General features: G+C 61.6%; 15 protein-coding genes. 9 read left to right on the top strand and 6 right to left on the bottom strand.

The window, feature by feature from the left end:
- Nucleotides 1-55: 55 nt before the first annotated feature.
- Nucleotides 56-547, bottom strand: a complete 492-nt coding sequence (gene ilvN, locus L880_RS0109145) for an acetolactate synthase small subunit (protein ID WP_019575311.1) — start codon at nucleotides 545-547, stop codon at nucleotides 56-58.
- 116 nt (nucleotides 548-663) lie between these two features.
- The gene (locus L880_RS0109150) at nucleotides 664-2433 is read right to left on the bottom strand and encodes an acetolactate synthase 3 catalytic subunit (RefSeq protein WP_027475423.1); all 1770 of its coding nucleotides are present in this window, start codon (nucleotides 2431-2433) and stop codon (nucleotides 664-666) included.
- A gap of 90 nt (nucleotides 2434-2523) precedes the next feature.
- On the opposite strand from L880_RS0109150, the gene L880_RS36645 reads away from it, so the two are divergent.
- From L880_RS36645 to L880_RS0109180, 7 genes are all read left to right on the top strand, one after another.
- Nucleotides 2524-2646 (top strand): hypothetical protein, encoded by a 123-nt coding sequence (locus L880_RS36645; RefSeq protein WP_281174758.1) that lies wholly within the window; start codon nucleotides 2524-2526, stop codon nucleotides 2644-2646.
- 74 nt (nucleotides 2647-2720) lie between these two features.
- Nucleotides 2721-3287: an RNA polymerase sigma factor gene (locus tag L880_RS0109155; protein ID WP_027475424.1), complete on the top strand. Its 567-nt coding sequence runs from the start codon at nucleotides 2721-2723 to the stop codon at nucleotides 3285-3287.
- Nucleotides 3284-3733, top strand: coding sequence for a DUF3619 family protein (locus tag L880_RS0109160; RefSeq protein WP_027475425.1), 450 nt, complete (start codon nucleotides 3284-3286; stop codon nucleotides 3731-3733). Before L880_RS0109155 ends, L880_RS0109160 begins: the two co-directional genes overlap by 4 nt.
- Before the next feature lie 11 nt (nucleotides 3734-3744).
- Nucleotides 3745-4503, top strand: coding sequence for a DUF3106 domain-containing protein (locus L880_RS34895; RefSeq protein ID WP_084461169.1), 759 nt, complete (start codon nucleotides 3745-3747; stop codon nucleotides 4501-4503).
- A gap of 17 nt (nucleotides 4504-4520) precedes the next feature.
- On the top strand, nucleotides 4521-5054 hold the full coding sequence (locus L880_RS0109170; RefSeq protein ID WP_084461171.1) for an RDD family protein: 534 nt from the start codon (nucleotides 4521-4523) through the stop codon (nucleotides 5052-5054).
- Between the two features lie 48 nt (nucleotides 5055-5102).
- Nucleotides 5103-5534, top strand: coding sequence for a diacylglycerol kinase (locus tag L880_RS0109175; protein ID WP_027475427.1), 432 nt, complete (start codon nucleotides 5103-5105; stop codon nucleotides 5532-5534).
- On the top strand, nucleotides 5531-6121 hold the full coding sequence (locus tag L880_RS0109180; protein WP_027475428.1) for an LOG family protein: 591 nt from the start codon (nucleotides 5531-5533) through the stop codon (nucleotides 6119-6121). Before L880_RS0109175 ends, L880_RS0109180 begins: the two co-directional genes overlap by 4 nt.
- A gap of 100 nt (nucleotides 6122-6221) precedes the next feature.
- Here L880_RS0109180 and L880_RS0109185 read toward each other — a convergent pair whose 3' ends face one another.
- Together L880_RS0109185 and L880_RS0109190 are read right to left on the bottom strand one after the other, a co-directional pair.
- The gene (locus tag L880_RS0109185; RefSeq protein ID WP_019575320.1) at nucleotides 6222-6560 is read right to left on the bottom strand and encodes a P-II family nitrogen regulator; all 339 of its coding nucleotides are present in this window, start codon (nucleotides 6558-6560) and stop codon (nucleotides 6222-6224) included.
- A gap of 61 nt (nucleotides 6561-6621) precedes the next feature.
- Entirely contained in the window at nucleotides 6622-8295 is a 1674-nt protein-coding gene (locus L880_RS0109190; protein ID WP_027475429.1) for an NAD+ synthase, read from the bottom strand.
- 85 nt (nucleotides 8296-8380) lie between these two features.
- On the opposite strand from L880_RS0109190, the gene L880_RS0109195 reads away from it, so the two are divergent.
- Entirely contained in the window at nucleotides 8381-9547 is a 1167-nt protein-coding gene (locus tag L880_RS0109195; protein ID WP_027475430.1) for a GNAT family N-acetyltransferase, read from the top strand.
- Nucleotides 9548-9584: 37 nt separating this feature from the next.
- On the opposite strand, the gene L880_RS0109200 is transcribed toward L880_RS0109195, so the two are convergent.
- Nucleotides 9585-11354, bottom strand: coding sequence for a methyl-accepting chemotaxis protein (locus L880_RS0109200; RefSeq protein ID WP_027475431.1), 1770 nt, complete (start codon nucleotides 11352-11354; stop codon nucleotides 9585-9587).
- A gap of 272 nt (nucleotides 11355-11626) precedes the next feature.
- The gene (ppa, locus tag L880_RS0109205; protein WP_027475432.1) at nucleotides 11627-12160 is read right to left on the bottom strand and encodes an inorganic diphosphatase; all 534 of its coding nucleotides are present in this window, start codon (nucleotides 12158-12160) and stop codon (nucleotides 11627-11629) included.
- Nucleotides 12161-12396: 236 nt separating this feature from the next.
- Here ppa and L880_RS0109210 point away from each other — a divergent pair, with 236 nt between their 5' ends.
- Nucleotides 12397-14457 (top strand): sodium-translocating pyrophosphatase, encoded by a 2061-nt coding sequence (locus L880_RS0109210; RefSeq protein WP_027475433.1) that lies wholly within the window; start codon nucleotides 12397-12399, stop codon nucleotides 14455-14457.
- The last annotated feature ends 56 nt before the right edge of the window (nucleotides 14458-14513 follow it).

Below are 14513 nucleotides of genomic sequence, written 5' to 3' on the forward strand. Positions count from 1 at the left end.
CGCCATATAAAGATCGGTTCGTGTTGAGCCTGTCGAAACACGACCGAACAGAAAATCAGACGCGCAGTATTCTCTCACCACGACCGATGCCGCTGGCGCCCGTGCGAACGGTCTCCAAAATGGCACTGCGGTCGATGGCATCCAGGAACGCATCGTTCTTGGACAGGTCACCGGTCAGTTCGATGGTGTAGCTCTTCTCAGTCACATCGATGATGCGGCCTCGGAAGATGTCGGCCATGCGCTTCATTTCTTCGCGCTCCTTGCCCACAGCACGAACCTTCACCATCATGAGTTCACGCTCGGTATAGGCGCCCTCGGTCAGATCCACCACTTTCACCACTTCGATCAGGCGATTCAAATGCTTGGTGATCTGCTCAATGACGTCGTCAGAACCCGTTGTCTGGATCGTCATGCGCGACAGACTGGGATCTTCGGTCGGAGCCACCGTGAGCGACTCGATGTTGTAGCCGCGGGCTGAAAAAAGACCCACCACACGGGACAGGGCACCTGCTTCGTTTTCGAGCAGGACAGCAATGATGTGCTTCATGAAAAAGATTCCTCTTTTCGCCGCCCTCCCCGCGCCACGGTAATGGCGCAGCTTGGCGGTCAATAGATTCGTCGAAAGATTGAGCTCGGTGTCAGAAAGGCACCGGCGCCCGCATGTCAGAGGTCTTCAGACCCCAGCAGCATCTCGGTGATGCCCTTGCCGGCCTGCACCATCGGGAACACGTTCTCGGTGGGGTCGGTGCGGAAGTCCATGAACACGGTACGGTCCTTGAGCTTGCGAGCCTCGCGCAGTGCCGGCTCGACGTCCTGAGGACGCTCGATCAGCATGCCCACATGACCATAGGCCTCGGCCAGCTTCACGAAGTTCGGCAACGCATCCATGTAGCTGTGGCTGTAGCGCCCGGAGTACTCGATCTCCTGCCACTGACGCACCATGCCGAGATAGCGGTTGTTCAGCGAGCAGATCTTGATCGGCGTGTTGTACTGCAGACAGGTGGACAGCTCCTGGATGTTCATCTGCACAGAGCCTTCGCCTGTGATGCAGAACACCTCGCTGTCAGGCTTGGCCAGCTTGATGCCCATGGCGTAGGGGATGCCCACGCCCATGGTCCCCAGGCCGCCAGAGTTGATCCAACGGCGCGGCTCATCAAAGCGGTAGTACTGGGCGGCCCACATCTGATGCTGCCCCACATCGGAGGTGATGTAGGTATCAGCGTCGCGGGTCATGTTCCAGAGGGTCTCAACCACATACTGCGGCTTGATGACCTCACCATTGCCCCGGTCGTATTTCAGGCAGTCTCGCTTGCGCCAGCCTTCGATGGTGTCCCACCAAGCCCCCAGTGCAGACGCATCAGGGCGTTGGCTGCCCTCGCGAATCATGCTGATCAACTCACCCAGCACATCCTTCACATCGCCCACGATGGGGATGTCCACCTTCACCCGCTTGGAGATGCTGGAAGGATCGATGTCAATGTGGATGATCTTGCGCTCGTTCTGAGCGAAGTGCTTGGGATTGCCGATCACGCGGTCGTCAAACCGGGCCCCCACCGCCAGCAGGACATCGCAGTTCTGCATGGCATTGTTGGCCTCGATGGTGCCATGCATGCCCAGCATGCCCAGGAACTTGCGATCGGACGCAGGGAAAGCGCCCAAGCCCATCAAGGTGTTGGTCACCGGGTAGCCAAGCAACTCGACCAGGGTGCGCAGTTCCTGCGTCGCGTTGCCAAGCAACACACCGCCGCCGGTGTAGATATAGGGGCGCTTGGCCGTCAACAACAGTTGCAGGGCCTTGCGGATCTGCCCGCCATGGCCTTTGCGCACCGGGTTGTAGGAACGCATCTCCACGGTCTCGGGGTAGCCGGAGTAGGCCACCTTTTTGAAGGACACATCCTTGGGGATGTCCACCACCACAGGGCCAGGGCGGCCGCTGCGTGCGATGTGGAAAGCCTTCTTCAGGGTCAGCGCAAGATCGCGGGGATCCTTGACCAGGAAATTGTGCTTGACGATGGGGCGCGTGATGCCTACGGTGTCGCACTCCTGGAAGGCATCCAGACCGATTGCCGGTGTGGGCACCTGACCGCTGATGATCACCATCGGGATGCTGTCCATGTAGGCCGTGGCAATACCGGTGACCGCATTGGTCAAACCTGGGCCAGACGTCACCAAAGCCACGCCCACATCGCCAGTGGCGCGTGCGTATCCGTCGGCAGCATGGACAGCGGCTTGTTCGTGGCGCACCAGAACGTGCTGAATCGTGTCTTGCTTGTAAAGCGCGTCGTAGATGTAGAGAACCGCACCGCCTGGGTAACCCCAGATGTACTTGACGCCTTCAGCCTGAAGGCCCTTGATGAGAATTTCCGAGCCCATCAGCTCTTGCGAGGGCACTGCAGCAGCAGCGGAGGCCAGTTCGGCCTTTGAGATTTCCATGATCAACCTTTGTGAATTTCTCTGACGAAAAACCTTGGGTGCCCCTTCCCGAGCTCTTGTGGAGCCGCGTCAGGACTTAGGACCACAGCCATGGGCACACTGATTCTTGTGCCGGACGGTGACCCGTTTGCCGTTAATTTGCTCGCGCATTATCGCATCCAGGCCCTTGAATTCGCGCACATCGCTAAAAATTTCAGCCTGTCAATGCCATAATTCGCGCCTGCCTTGGCGATGATCCTGCCGCCAACGCGCATCAACCCCGCAAAGCTGCACACGTCAGAGCCCACTTGGCCACCGAACAAGAACTGTCGGATTTCCTCAGGGATGTCGAGAAGCGCGCCTTCAAGCGCTCCCTGTACCACGTCCGCAACGAAGAAGCTGCGCTGGACATCGTTCAGGATGCCATGCTCAAGCTGGCAGAACATTACGGCGACAAACCGCCCAATGAGCTGCCCATGCTCTTTCAGCGCATTCTGTCGAACTGCACGCTGGATTGGTTCCGCCGACAAAAGACCCGAAACGCACTGTTTTCGAGCCTGAGCGATTTCGAGGGCGCTGGCGATGACGGCGATTTTGATCTGCTGGAAACTTTTCGCGGCAGCGACCCCTCAGAGCAGACAGAAAGCGCAGAAGACACAACCCGCCGGGCTCAGATTTTGCATGCGATCGAAAAAGAGATTCAGGAGCTGCCCGCTCGTCAACGAGAAGCGTTCCTGATGCGTTACTGGGAGGAAATGGATGTTGCCGAGACGGCAGCCGCCATGGGCTGCTCGGAAGGCAGCGTCAAGACACATTGCTCCAGAGCCGTTCAGGCCCTGGGAAGGGCCTTGAAGGCAAAGGGACTACAACCATGAACAAGACGCTTCAATACAACCTTTCTCAAACGGCAGCGGAAGATCTCTTCGGCCAGAAGGTTGCAAAACGCCTGGACGCGGCATCCCAAGATCTGCCTTATGACATCTCCGAACGCCTTCGCGCCGCTCGGATGCAAGCCCTGGCCAAGCGCAAGGTGGTGGCCGTTCGCAGCACTGCCCCCGCCGTGCTGAATGCAGGCAATGGAACAGCCGCATTGAGTTTTGGTGGTGAAGGCTTTGGCCTCTGGGGGCGCCTGGCCTCCGCCCTGCCCCTGATCGCACTGATTGCAGGCCTTTTTGTCATACAAGTGGTACAGGATGAGGACCACGCCAATGAACTGGCAGAAGTCGATACAGCGCTTCTGACGGACGACCTCCCCCCGCAAGCCTACGCAGACCCTGGTTTCACCCAGTTCCTGAAGACGCGGGCCAGCGAAGAACATTGACCTCTGCTTGTATGCTCCTGGCGCCTCGGTCCCCCCTTTCCATCGTCCGCAATCTTGCTGTCGTATCGGCATGCGTGCTTGCCCTAGGCGCCACGATTGGATTTGTCCACGCCGCCGAAGCCCCGTCGGGCGTGACTGAGGAACCCCACCCCGAAATCAACACGCCGCCCCTGGGTGCCTCCGTCACCCCTCCGACTGCAAGTACAGAACAGCGCAAGGTGGTCACGACCAAGCCCGCGCCCAAGCGCCCGGTGCTCAACCAGCGGCCACTGTGGGTTGAGCTGACTCCCGCACAGCAAGAAGCCCTGGAGCCTTTGTCGTCACGGTGGAACAGCATGAGCGAGGCCCACAAGCGCAAGTGGATTGCTCTGTCCCACAACTTCAAAAGCCTCTCGACCGAAGAACAAGAGAAGCTGCACAGCCGCATGGCTGAATGGGTGGGATTGACCGTGCAGGAGCGCGTCCAGGCCCGGCTGAACTTCGCCCAGACAAAAAAGCTGGCTCCTGAAGAAAAGCGGGCCCAGTGGGAAGCCTACCAAGCGTTGACAGAAGAGGAACGGAAGGAACTGGCGACCCAGGCCCTCGTCCACCCCATGGGTGCAGCCACCCCCGCCAAGCCCGTTCCTGCCCGAAAACTGGCCATGGTGCCGGTTTCAAAGTCCACCGTGCGCAGCACGGGCAAGATTGAAACCGGCCCACACCATGTGGACATGCACACCTTGCTTCCAACCACTTCCGGCACTCCGGCGGCCAGCAGCGTGGCACATTGATCCCAGCCCGCAGCACAATGACCTCCATCGGTTCCCCTGCACACGCGGCATCTGGCACCCACCCGCAACTTCAGGCACCCAGCCTGAAGCGGCGCATGGCCTGCTGGCTTTATGAAGGCATGTTGATGTTCGGCGTGGTCTTCATCGCCGGCTACCTGTTCAGCACCCTCAGTCAGACGCGCAACGCCATGGACAACCGCCATGGGCTGCAGGCTTTTCTGTTTGTGATCTTTGGCATCTACTTCGCCTGGTTCTGGGCCAAAGGCCAGACCTTGGCCATGAAGACCTGGAACATTCGCGTTGTCGATCGGCATGGAAAGGCCATCAGCCAGGCGAGGGCACTGCTGCGTTACACCTTGAGCTGGATCTGGTTTTTGCCCGCGCTGGGCGCTTCGGCCGCCCTGGGACTGAGCGGCGCAGAGACTGCAGTGATCATCGGCGGCTGGGTGGCCATCTGGGCCATCTTGAGCCGTTTCCATCCTGAAGGCCAGTTCTGGCACGATGTCCTGGCCGGCACCCGGTTGATTCACTCCCAGCCACTGAGCCGCTGAAAGCGGGTTGTCATCAGACTTGGCATCGGGCAGACGCACAATAGCCAGATGTCTTCACCACCAAGTTCCTCAGGGCATTCCCAGCCGCCTCCCTCTGACGATTCGAGCAATCCGCAAAAGGCGCGGCGCGGGCTCAACCGGATCTGGCATGCCACCGGTTATTCGCTCGAAGGCCTGCGCGCTGGCTGGGCAGAAACCGCGTTCCGGCAAGAGGCGATCGTCGCCACCGGACTCGTCCCGATGGCTTGCTGGCTGGGTGAGAATTGGGTGGAGTCGGCCTTGCTGGCTGGCAGCGTGATCGCCGTGCTGGTGGTCGAATTGCTGAACACCGGCATTGAAACAGCCATGGACCGCATCGGGCCCGAATGGAACCACCTCTCCAAGCGCGCCAAGGACATGGGCAGCGCTGCTGTCTTGCTCAGCCTGCTGACCTGCATCACCATCTGGGGCGCGGCCCTCTGGAAACATTTTTCGCCATGACACCTGCATTTTCAATTGCCGTCTACTGCGGCTCCCGCATGGGACAAACGCCCGAATTTGCCTCTTGCGCCCAGGCCGTTGGCCACTGGATCGGCAGCCGAGGGGGCCAATTGGTATACGGCGGGGGCAACAACGGGCTCATGGGCCAGGTGGCCAATGCCACACAGGATGCGGGTGGCCGGGTCGTCGGGGTGATTCCAACATCGCTGGTGGAACTGGAGTTTGCCAACAAGCGCTGTGATGAACTCCACATCGTGGACAACATGCACCAGCGCAAAGCCATGATGGCCGAACGCGCAGACGCCTTTCTGGCTCTGCCCGGGGGCATCGGCACTTTTGAAGAGCTGTTTGAGGTCTGGACCTGGCGCCAACTCGGCTACCACAACAAGCCGATCGGCATTCTGAACCTGGATGGCTACTACGACGAAATGCTTTCATTTCTGGCCAGTGGTGTCCGCCATGGCTTCATGAGCGAATGGCAGATGTCCCTCGTCGAAACCAGCGGCGACCTGAACACGCTGCTGCCCAAGCTGGTCGAGACGGCTGGACTGAGCCAGCAGAGCGCCGATCTGGCCAAGCAAATCTGAAACCGCCAAACGCGTGCGCCCATGAAAACGGCCCGGGAGCACCGGGCCGAATCGAGAGAAATCCAGGGTGCTTTCAGCAACACCCGGATGGCCATCTCACTCAGACGGCAGATTCATCCTGCTCGCCCGTGCGGATGCGCACGACGCGCTCCACGGCGGTGATGAAGATCTTGCCGTCACCGATCTTGCCGGTACGGGCCACACGGACGATGGCGTCCACGCAGCGTTCAACGTCATCACCCTTGACGACCACCTCGATTTTGACCTTGGGCAGGAAGTCCACCACGTACTCAGCACCGCGGTAAAGCTCGGTATGGCCCTTCTGGCGCCCAAAGCCCTTCACCTCGGTCACGGTCAGGCCGGTCACACCGCACTCGGCCAAAGCTTCACGCACCTCTTCCAACTTGAAGGGCTTGATGATGGCTGTGATTTGTTTCATGGGTTCTCCTGTGTTCATGTTGTGTGGATTCGTCGCCTGGGCCTGCCCCGGCCATCAGAGCTCAAGCCCTGAAGTGACTGGTGATAGGGTAACGCCAATCCTTGCCGAAACTGCGATGGGTCACGCGAATGCCCACTGGCGATTGGCGCCGCTTGTATTCATTGATCTTGATCAGGCGCGTCACGCGCTCGACGTCGGCCCGCTCAAACCCAGCCGCGACCAAGCTGTCGATGGACTCATCGTTTTCCATGTAGCGCTCGATGATCGCGTCCAGCACCTCGTAGGGTGGCAGGCTGTCCTGATCCTTCTGATCAGGCCGCAACTCCGCACTGGGCGGACGGGTGATGATGCGCTCAGGGATCGGATCGCGCCCGGTGCCATAGGGGTCGTGCGCATTGCGCCAGCGGGCCAACTCGAACACCAGCGTCTTGGCCACGTCCTTGATCACCGCAAAACCGCCCGCCATGTCGCCATACAAGGTGCAGTAGCCCGTGGCCATCTCGCTCTTGTTGCCCGTGGTCAGCACGATGGAGCCGAACTTGTTGGACAGAGCCATCAGCAAGGTGCCACGGATGCGCGCCTGGATGTTCTCCTCGGTGGTGTCCTCGGCCAGCCCGGCAAATTCGGCCTTCAGAGAGGCCTTGAACGCCTCGAATTCCGGCACGATCGAGATCTCGTCGTAACGAACACCAAGCCGCTTGGCCATGTCGCGCGCATCGATCCAGGAAATATCGGCCGTGTAGGGTGAAGGCATCATCACCGCACGCACCTTGTCGGGCCCCAGCGCATCCACCGCGATGGCCAGGACCAGCGCCGAATCGATGCCGCCCGACAGCCCCAGCAGCACCCCTGGGAACCGATTCTTGCCGATGTAGTCGCGCACGCCCGTGACCAGCGCCTCCCAGAGTTCCTCCAGATCGGAGGGCATCGGCGCCAGAGGTTCTGACGGCGCCTGCCAGGCCAGACCATCGCCGTTGCGCTGCAGGGTCAGGTTCAGCAGACTCTCCCGGAAACTCGGCGCCTGAGCCATGCGCGAACCATCGGCCTGCAAGGCAAAGGACGAGCCATCGAACACCACTTCATCCTGCCCGCCCACCAGATGGGCATAGACCAACGGCAATTTCACGGCACGCGCACATTCAGCCATGCGGGCCATGCGTTCAACCGACTTGCCCACGTGGAAAGGCGAAGCGTTGATCACCGCCAGAACCTCCGCGCCGGCCTCCAGGCTGGTGCGGGCCGGTGCGTCAAACCAGGCGTCCTCGCAGATGAGCAAGCCCACACGCACGCCTTGCACCTCAACGACACAGGGCCGATCACCCGGGGTGAAATACCGCCGCTCATCAAACACCTGGTAGTTGGGCAACTCACGCTTGGCATAGGTGGCCAGCACCTGACCCTCGCTGAGCACGCTGGCCGCATTGAAACGGTGCGACACCGACACGGAGCGGGCCCGCTCGTGATCCCCCGCGGGGTGACCGACCACCACACACAAGCCCTTTAACCCGGCCAGAGCCTGGGCCACTTGTTTCACGGCATCATCGCAAGCGGCCATGAAGGCGGGCCGCAGGTACAGGTCTTCGGCCGCGTACCCGCAGATGGACAACTCCGGCGTCAACACCAGCCGAGCCCCCTGCGCATAGGCCTGCTGGGCTGCATCGATGATCTTGCGCGCATTGCCGGGCATGTCACCGACGACGAAGTTGAGCTGAACGACGCAGATTTGAAGAGTCATGAGAACAAAGGTGGCGGTGATGGCAGAGCGTGACAACCAGAACGGCAGCCGAGGCCTTGAGCCGATGCCCGGGGCCGGCGGGGCCATGCCCATGAATGGGAACGATTATCTCATCCGGGTCATGGACTCGCTGGCGGAGATGCCCCAAGCCCCTTGGAATCACTTGCTGGCGCAACAAGCCCATGCCACCCCCTTCATGCGGCATGAATACCTGCTCGCGCTCGAACACAGCGGCAGCGCCACGCCCCGCACCGGCTGGTCACCCCAGGTGATCAGCTTGTGGCAAGGCCCCACCTTGCAGGCAGCCTGTGTGGTCTACCTCAAGACCCACTCGTATGGCGAATATGTCTTTGACTGGTCATGGGCCAACGCCTACCAGCAGCACGGCCTGGCCTACTACCCCAAGGCCGTGCTGGCCGTGCCATTCACGCCGGTGCCGGGCACCCGGCTGATGGCCAGCAGCCCCGAGTGGCGCCAGCAGCTGCTGCAAGCCGCCCTGGCGCATTGCCAGAAGATGAGGCTGTCCTCATTGCACCTGCTCTTTGGCAGTCAGGAGGATGTACAAGCCAGCCAGGCCCAGGGCCTGATGACCCGGCACACCTTGCAGTTTCACTGGTCCAACCAGAGCTACCGCGACTTCGACCATTTCCTGGCCCAGCTCAGCCAGGAAAAACGGAAAAAAATCCGACAGGAGCGGCGCAAGGTTCAAACCGAGGGCGTGACCTTCAGATCAGCAAAAGGCGCCACCATCAGCCCCAGCGATTGGGCTTTCTTTTACCGCTGTTACGAGCGCACCTACCTGGAGCACGGTAACCCGCCCTACCTGACACCCGAATTCTTCAAACAGCAAGCCGAGCACCAGGCGGAAAGTTGGTTGATGTTCATTGCAGAGCGCGAAGGACAGCCGATGGCCGCCAGCCTGATTGCGCTGCAGGACGAGGAAGCGGGCAAGCGAACGGCCTACGGGCGCTACTGGGGTGCGCTGGAGCGCGTTGATTGCCTGCACTTCGAGGCTTGCTACTACCAACCACTGCAGTGGTGCATCGAACACGGCTTTGACAGCTTCGAAGGTGGCGCGCAGGGGGAACACAAGATGGCCCGCGCCTTGCTGCCCACCGACACCCCAAGCACCCATTGGCTGGCACACCCGGCCTTCGCAGAGGCCGTTCAGGATTTTCTTCAGCGCGAAGGGGCCGGCATGGAGAACTACATGCAGGACCTGCAGAAACACAGCCCCTTCAAGGCGCCCTGAAGCCGACACGGCCGGTCAGGAACTCCGGCCTGTCAGATCAGAAGGTTTCCCAATCGTCGTCCGACCCCGCCTTGGCGGGGGCCGCAGGCGCGCTGCCGCCAGGCGCGCCCAGGCTCGGTGCCGGCGCGGCCGGCTTGGCCTGCGCCACCCGCTTGGGAGCCGCCGCCGGGCGTGGGCTGGCGACGGCCTTGGGCGCCACCGTGGAGCGCAGCGGCGCCGCCACCGGCTTGCTGGGCGCCGTGGCTGCAGGGGCATGGCCATCGCCCGCCAGCTTGAACACCGCCACGGCACGGACCAACTCCTGGGCCTGCGACGTCAAGGCGCCCGCAGCAGCGGCCGACTGCTCCACCAGCGCCGCATTCTGCTGCGTGGCCTGATCCATCTGGGTGACCGCCTCGCTCACCTGCGACACCCCCGCGCTCTGCTCGGAGCTGGCGGCACTGATTTCGCCCATGATGTCGGTCACACGGCGGATCGAACCCACCACCTCGCTCATGGTGGTTCCCGCACGGTCAACCAGGGCCGTGCCCTGCTCCACCCGCTCGACGCTGGCACTGATCAGGCTCTTGATCTCCTTGGCCGCTTCCGCACTGCGCTGCGCCAGGCTGCGCACCTCACCCGCCACCACCGCAAAACCACGCCCCTGCTCACCGGCACGGGCGGCCTCGACGGCCGCGTTGAGCGCCAGAATATTGGTCTGGAAGGCAATCCCATCGATCACGCCGATGATGTCGGAGATCTTGCGCGAGCTTTCGTTGATGCCCTTCATGGTGTCCACCACCTCGGCCACCACCTCGCCGCCTTGGGTCGCCACCGTGGAGGCATTCAGGGCCAGCTGGTTGGCCGCGCGCGCATTGTCGGCATTCTGGCGAACCGTGGAGCCCAGCTCTTCCATGGAGGCCGCGGTTTCTTCCAGGGCCGAGGCCTGTTGTTCGGTTCGGGCCGACAAGTCATTGTTGCCCTGGGCGATCTCCATGCTCGCGTTGGCCACCCCGTCTGCACCGCGCCGAACACCCGAAACCACCTGCGACAAAGAATCGCGCATCTCCTCCAGCGCATGCAACAAATCGCCCACCTCGTCACGGCCCTTGGCCGCGATGGCAAACGCCAGATTGCCCGCGGAAATCTGCTTGGCAGCCTGCACAGCTTCGGCCAACGGCGCCGTGATCAACCGTGTGATCACCCAACCCAGCACCGAAGCGGCCACCACAACAAAGACCAGCACCGCGATCAACAAGGCGCGAGAGGCTGAAAACGAGGCCTCGGCATCAGCACTGGCCATTCGGGCGCCCTCACCATTGAGTTGCGCCAATTTGTCGATGGCCTCCACCATGGCTGAAAAAGCAGTTTCCGACTCCCCCTCGAAATACTGCACCGTGGCCGCCATGTTGCCTGCATTGGCAAAATTGCTCAGCCGTGTCTGGGTGGCCCAGAAGGCATCGCGCTGCACTTTGTACTGATTGAAAAGCTCGGTCTCACGCCCCGGCGTGACCATCGCGCTGTAGCGAGCCTCGTGTTTGGCAAACAAGGCCTTCAACTCGACGGCATTCTTGGTCTGCACTTCCAGATCATGCGGAGACGATGCGGAAGCCATGCGCCCTTCGGCGCGCCGCATGCGGTTGAGTGCGATGCGCATGTCGCCCAGCGACTCGATGCTGGGCAGCCAGTTGCCGGCGATGTCCTGCGTGTTGGCATTGATGTGCGAGAGTTGCGTCAGCGCCACCACACCCAAAAGCAAGGTGCTGAGCACCAGCACGAAAAATGCCGCGCCCAGTTTGTAACCGATGCGCCAATTGTTGAAACCCATATTGTCCTCGCGTGGTCAAGTGATCGAACCCAGATCGCCTCCACCTACGACCTCTGCCTATTTGTAAATTTTTATCAATTTAGGCCGCACAATTTTCTCCGAAACCATCAGACCCTGAGGCTACAAACACGCTTTTTTGCCCCCCGGAAACCCGCATATCGGAGTACCAATCCGCTTGGTCGGGTCCGCCAACAAAAATGCCCGACACCACCGGTGCCGGGCATGTTTTTTGGCAACGCCTCAGGAGCGCTACCGCAGTGAGCTCAAAAGGCTCAGGCCTGCTTGGCGAAGTTGGCGATGCCGTCCAGGATTTCCTGCTTGGCGGCGTCAACACCTTCCCAGCCCAGCACCTTGACCCACTTGCCGGGTTCCAGGTCCTTGTAGTGCTCGAAGAAATGAGCAATCTGCTTCAGGCGCAGCGGGTTGATGTCTTCCGGCTTTTGCCAGTGGGTGTAGATCGGCAGGATCTTGTCGGTGGGCACAGCCAGCACCTTGCCGTCCACGCCGCCTTCGTCTTCCATCTTCAGGATGCCGATGGGGCGGCAGGTCACCACCACACCCGGGATCAGCGGGAAGGGGGTGATCACCAGCACGTCCACCGGATCGCCATCACCGCTGATGGTCTGCGGCACGTAGCCGTAGTTGGTCGGGTAGTGCATGGCCGTGCCCATGAAGCGGTCCACGAAGATCGCGCCAGACTCCTTGTCCACTTCGTACTTGATCGGATCCGCGTTCATCGGGATTTCGATGATCACGTTGAATGCGTCGGGGGCCTTGTCGCCTGGTTTGACTTTGTCGAGAGCCATGTTGTGTCGGTCTTGGTTAGGGTTGATCGAACGGATCGGGCCGTTATCGGGCCGGATTAGGAACGATTTTACTTTCGCGAGCCTTGCGTGATGCAGCGCAGCAGGCGTTTTTCGGTTTCCGCCTTATATTGAGGCGTTGGCCAATCGCTGCCCCAGGGTGCCGCGAGGAAGCAACGCAGCGGAGACACTCCCGGTGCGTTGTGTCTCTTCCAAGCGTATTCACCAAGGAGAACAGCATGACAAACCATCCTGCGCTGATCCTGGCGCTGGCCTGCGGAGCCATCGCAGTGGCCTACGGCTTCTGGGCCCGAAGCTGGATTCTGGCCAAGGACGCCGGCAACGCGCGCATGCAGGAGATCGCGGCCGCCATCCAGTCGGGCGCGGCCGCCTACCTGGCCCGTCAATACAAGACCATCGCCCTGGTGGGGCTGGTTCTGGCCGTGCTCATCGGCCTGTTTCTCGACCCCGCTTCAGCCATCGGCTTCGTGATCGGTGCTGTGCTGTCCGGCGCCTGCGGCTTCATCGGCATGAACATCTCCGTGCGCGCCAACGTTCGCACGGCCCAGGCCGCCACGCAGGGCATCGGGCCTGCGCTGGACGTGGCTTTTCGCGGTGGTGCCATCACCGGGATGCTGGTGGTCGGTCTGGGTCTGCTCGGCGTCAGCGGCTTCTATGTTTACCTGCTGAGCGGTGCATCGCCAGACACCCCGCTGGCCCAACAGTTGAATCCACTGATCGGTTTCGCCTTCGGCTCATCCTTGATCTCCATCTTTGCAAGGCTTGGCGGCGGCATCTTCACCAAAGGCGCCGACGTGGGGGCCGATCTGGTGGGCAAGGTGGAAGCCGGCATTCCTGAAGATGACCCGCGCAACCCGGCGGTGATCGCCGACAACGTGGGCGACAACGTGGGCGACTGTGCCGGCATGGCGGCCGACCTGTTCGAAACCTATGCGGTCACCCTGATCGCCACCATGATGCTCGGTGCCCTGATGGTGACGCACGGCACCATCAATGCCGTGCTCTATCCACTGGCACTGGGCGCCGTGTCCATCATCGCGTCGATCATCGGTTGCTTCTTTGTGAAGGCCTCGCCCGGCATGAAGAACGTCATGCCCGCCTTGTACAAGGGTCTGGCGGTGGCCGGGGTGCTGTCGCTGGTGGCCTTCTACGGCGTGACCACCTGGCTGGTGTCCGACGACGCCATCATGGCCACCGGCAGCCAGATGCGTCTGTTCGGCGCCTGCGCCGTCGGCCTCGTGCTGACCGCGGCGCTCGTCTGGGTCACCGAGTACTACACCGGCACCCAATACCCACCGGTGCAGCACGTAGCCCAGGCCTCCACCACGGGGCATGCCACCAACATCATCGCGGGCATCGGGGTCTCCATGCGCTCCACGGCCTGGCCGGTGATCTTTGTCTGCGCCGCCATCTTGGCGGCTTACGCTCTGGCCGGGTTGTTCGGCATTGCGGTGGCCGCCACCTCGATGCTCAGCATGGCGGGCATCGTGGTGGCCTTGGATGCCTATGGCCCCATCACCGACAACGCAGGCGGGATTGCGGAAATGGCCGAATTGCCCTCCTCCGTCCGCGACGTCACCGATCCGCTCGATGCCGTGGGCAACACCACCAAGGCCGTCACCAAGGGCTATGCCATCGGCTCGGCCGGCCTGGCCTCACTGGTGCTGTTTGCCGACTACACCCACAAGCTGCAAAGCTTTGGTCAGAACATCAGCTTTGACCTGTCCGACCCGCTGGTGATTGTGGGCCTGTTCATCGGCGGGATGATCCCCTACCTGTTTGGCGCCATGGCCATGGAAGCGGTGGGCCGTGCCGCAGGGGCCGTGGTCGAAGAAGTTCGGCGCCAGTTCCGGGAGATCAAAGGCATCATGGACGGCTCGGGCCGCCCCGAATACGGTCGTGCCGTGGACATGCTGACCACGGCGGCCATCCGCGAAATGATGATCCCGTCGCTGCTGCCCGTGGTCACCCCCGTGCTGGTCGGTCTGATCCTGGGGCCCAAGGCCTTGGGCGGCCTGCTCATGGGCACCATCGTCACCGGCCTGTTTGTGGCCATTTCGATGTGCACCGGCGGCGGCGCCTGGGACAACGCCAAGAAGTACATTGAAGACGGCCACCATGGCGGCAAAGGCTCAGACGCCCACAAGGCAGCCGTCACCGGCGACACCGTGGGTGACCCCTACAAGGACACCGCCGGCCCGGCCGTCAACCCCTTGATCAAGATCATCAACATCGTGGCCTTGCTGATCGTGCCCCTGGTCGTCCGACTGCACAGCTGAAACCCTGTCTCCGCCCCAGAAAAACGGGCAATTTGTCCGTGAAAGTACAGAATGGC

This window comes from Curvibacter gracilis ATCC BAA-807, assembly GCF_000518645.1.
Classification (GTDB): domain Bacteria; phylum Pseudomonadota; class Gammaproteobacteria; order Burkholderiales; family Burkholderiaceae_C; genus Curvibacter; species Curvibacter gracilis.

Bases quoted from the DNA above. Each gene is read 5' to 3' on its own strand.
- ilvN (WP_019575311.1), bottom strand. From the start codon at position 547: ATGAAGCACATCATTGCTGTCCTGCTCGAAAACGAAGCAGGTGCCCTG.
- L880_RS0109150 (WP_027475423.1), bottom strand. From the start codon at position 2,433: ATGGAAATCTCAAAGGCCGAACTGGCCTCCGCTGCTGCTGCAGTGCCC.
- L880_RS36645 (WP_281174758.1), top strand. From the start codon at position 2,524: ATGGGCACACTGATTCTTGTGCCGGACGGTGACCCGTTTGCCGTTAAT.
- L880_RS0109160 (WP_027475425.1), top strand. From the start codon at position 3,284: ATGAACAAGACGCTTCAATACAACCTTTCTCAAACGGCAGCGGAAGAT.
- L880_RS34895 (WP_084461169.1), top strand. From the start codon at position 3,745: ATGCTCCTGGCGCCTCGGTCCCCCCTTTCCATCGTCCGCAATCTTGCT.
- L880_RS0109170 (WP_084461171.1), top strand. From the start codon at position 4,521: ATGACCTCCATCGGTTCCCCTGCACACGCGGCATCTGGCACCCACCCG.
- L880_RS0109175 (WP_027475427.1), top strand. From the start codon at position 5,103: ATGTCTTCACCACCAAGTTCCTCAGGGCATTCCCAGCCGCCTCCCTCT.
- L880_RS0109180 (WP_027475428.1), top strand. From the start codon at position 5,531: ATGACACCTGCATTTTCAATTGCCGTCTACTGCGGCTCCCGCATGGGA.
- L880_RS0109185 (WP_019575320.1), bottom strand. From the start codon at position 6,560: ATGAAACAAATCACAGCCATCATCAAGCCCTTCAAGTTGGAAGAGGTG.
- L880_RS0109190 (WP_027475429.1), bottom strand. From the start codon at position 8,295: ATGACTCTTCAAATCTGCGTCGTTCAGCTCAACTTCGTCGTCGGTGAC.
- L880_RS0109195 (WP_027475430.1), top strand. From the start codon at position 8,381: ATGCCCATGAATGGGAACGATTATCTCATCCGGGTCATGGACTCGCTG.
- L880_RS0109200 (WP_027475431.1), bottom strand. From the start codon at position 11,354: ATGGGTTTCAACAATTGGCGCATCGGTTACAAACTGGGCGCGGCATTT.
- ppa (WP_027475432.1), bottom strand. From the start codon at position 12,160: ATGGCTCTCGACAAAGTCAAACCAGGCGACAAGGCCCCCGACGCATTC.
- L880_RS0109210 (WP_027475433.1), top strand. From the start codon at position 12,397: ATGACAAACCATCCTGCGCTGATCCTGGCGCTGGCCTGCGGAGCCATC.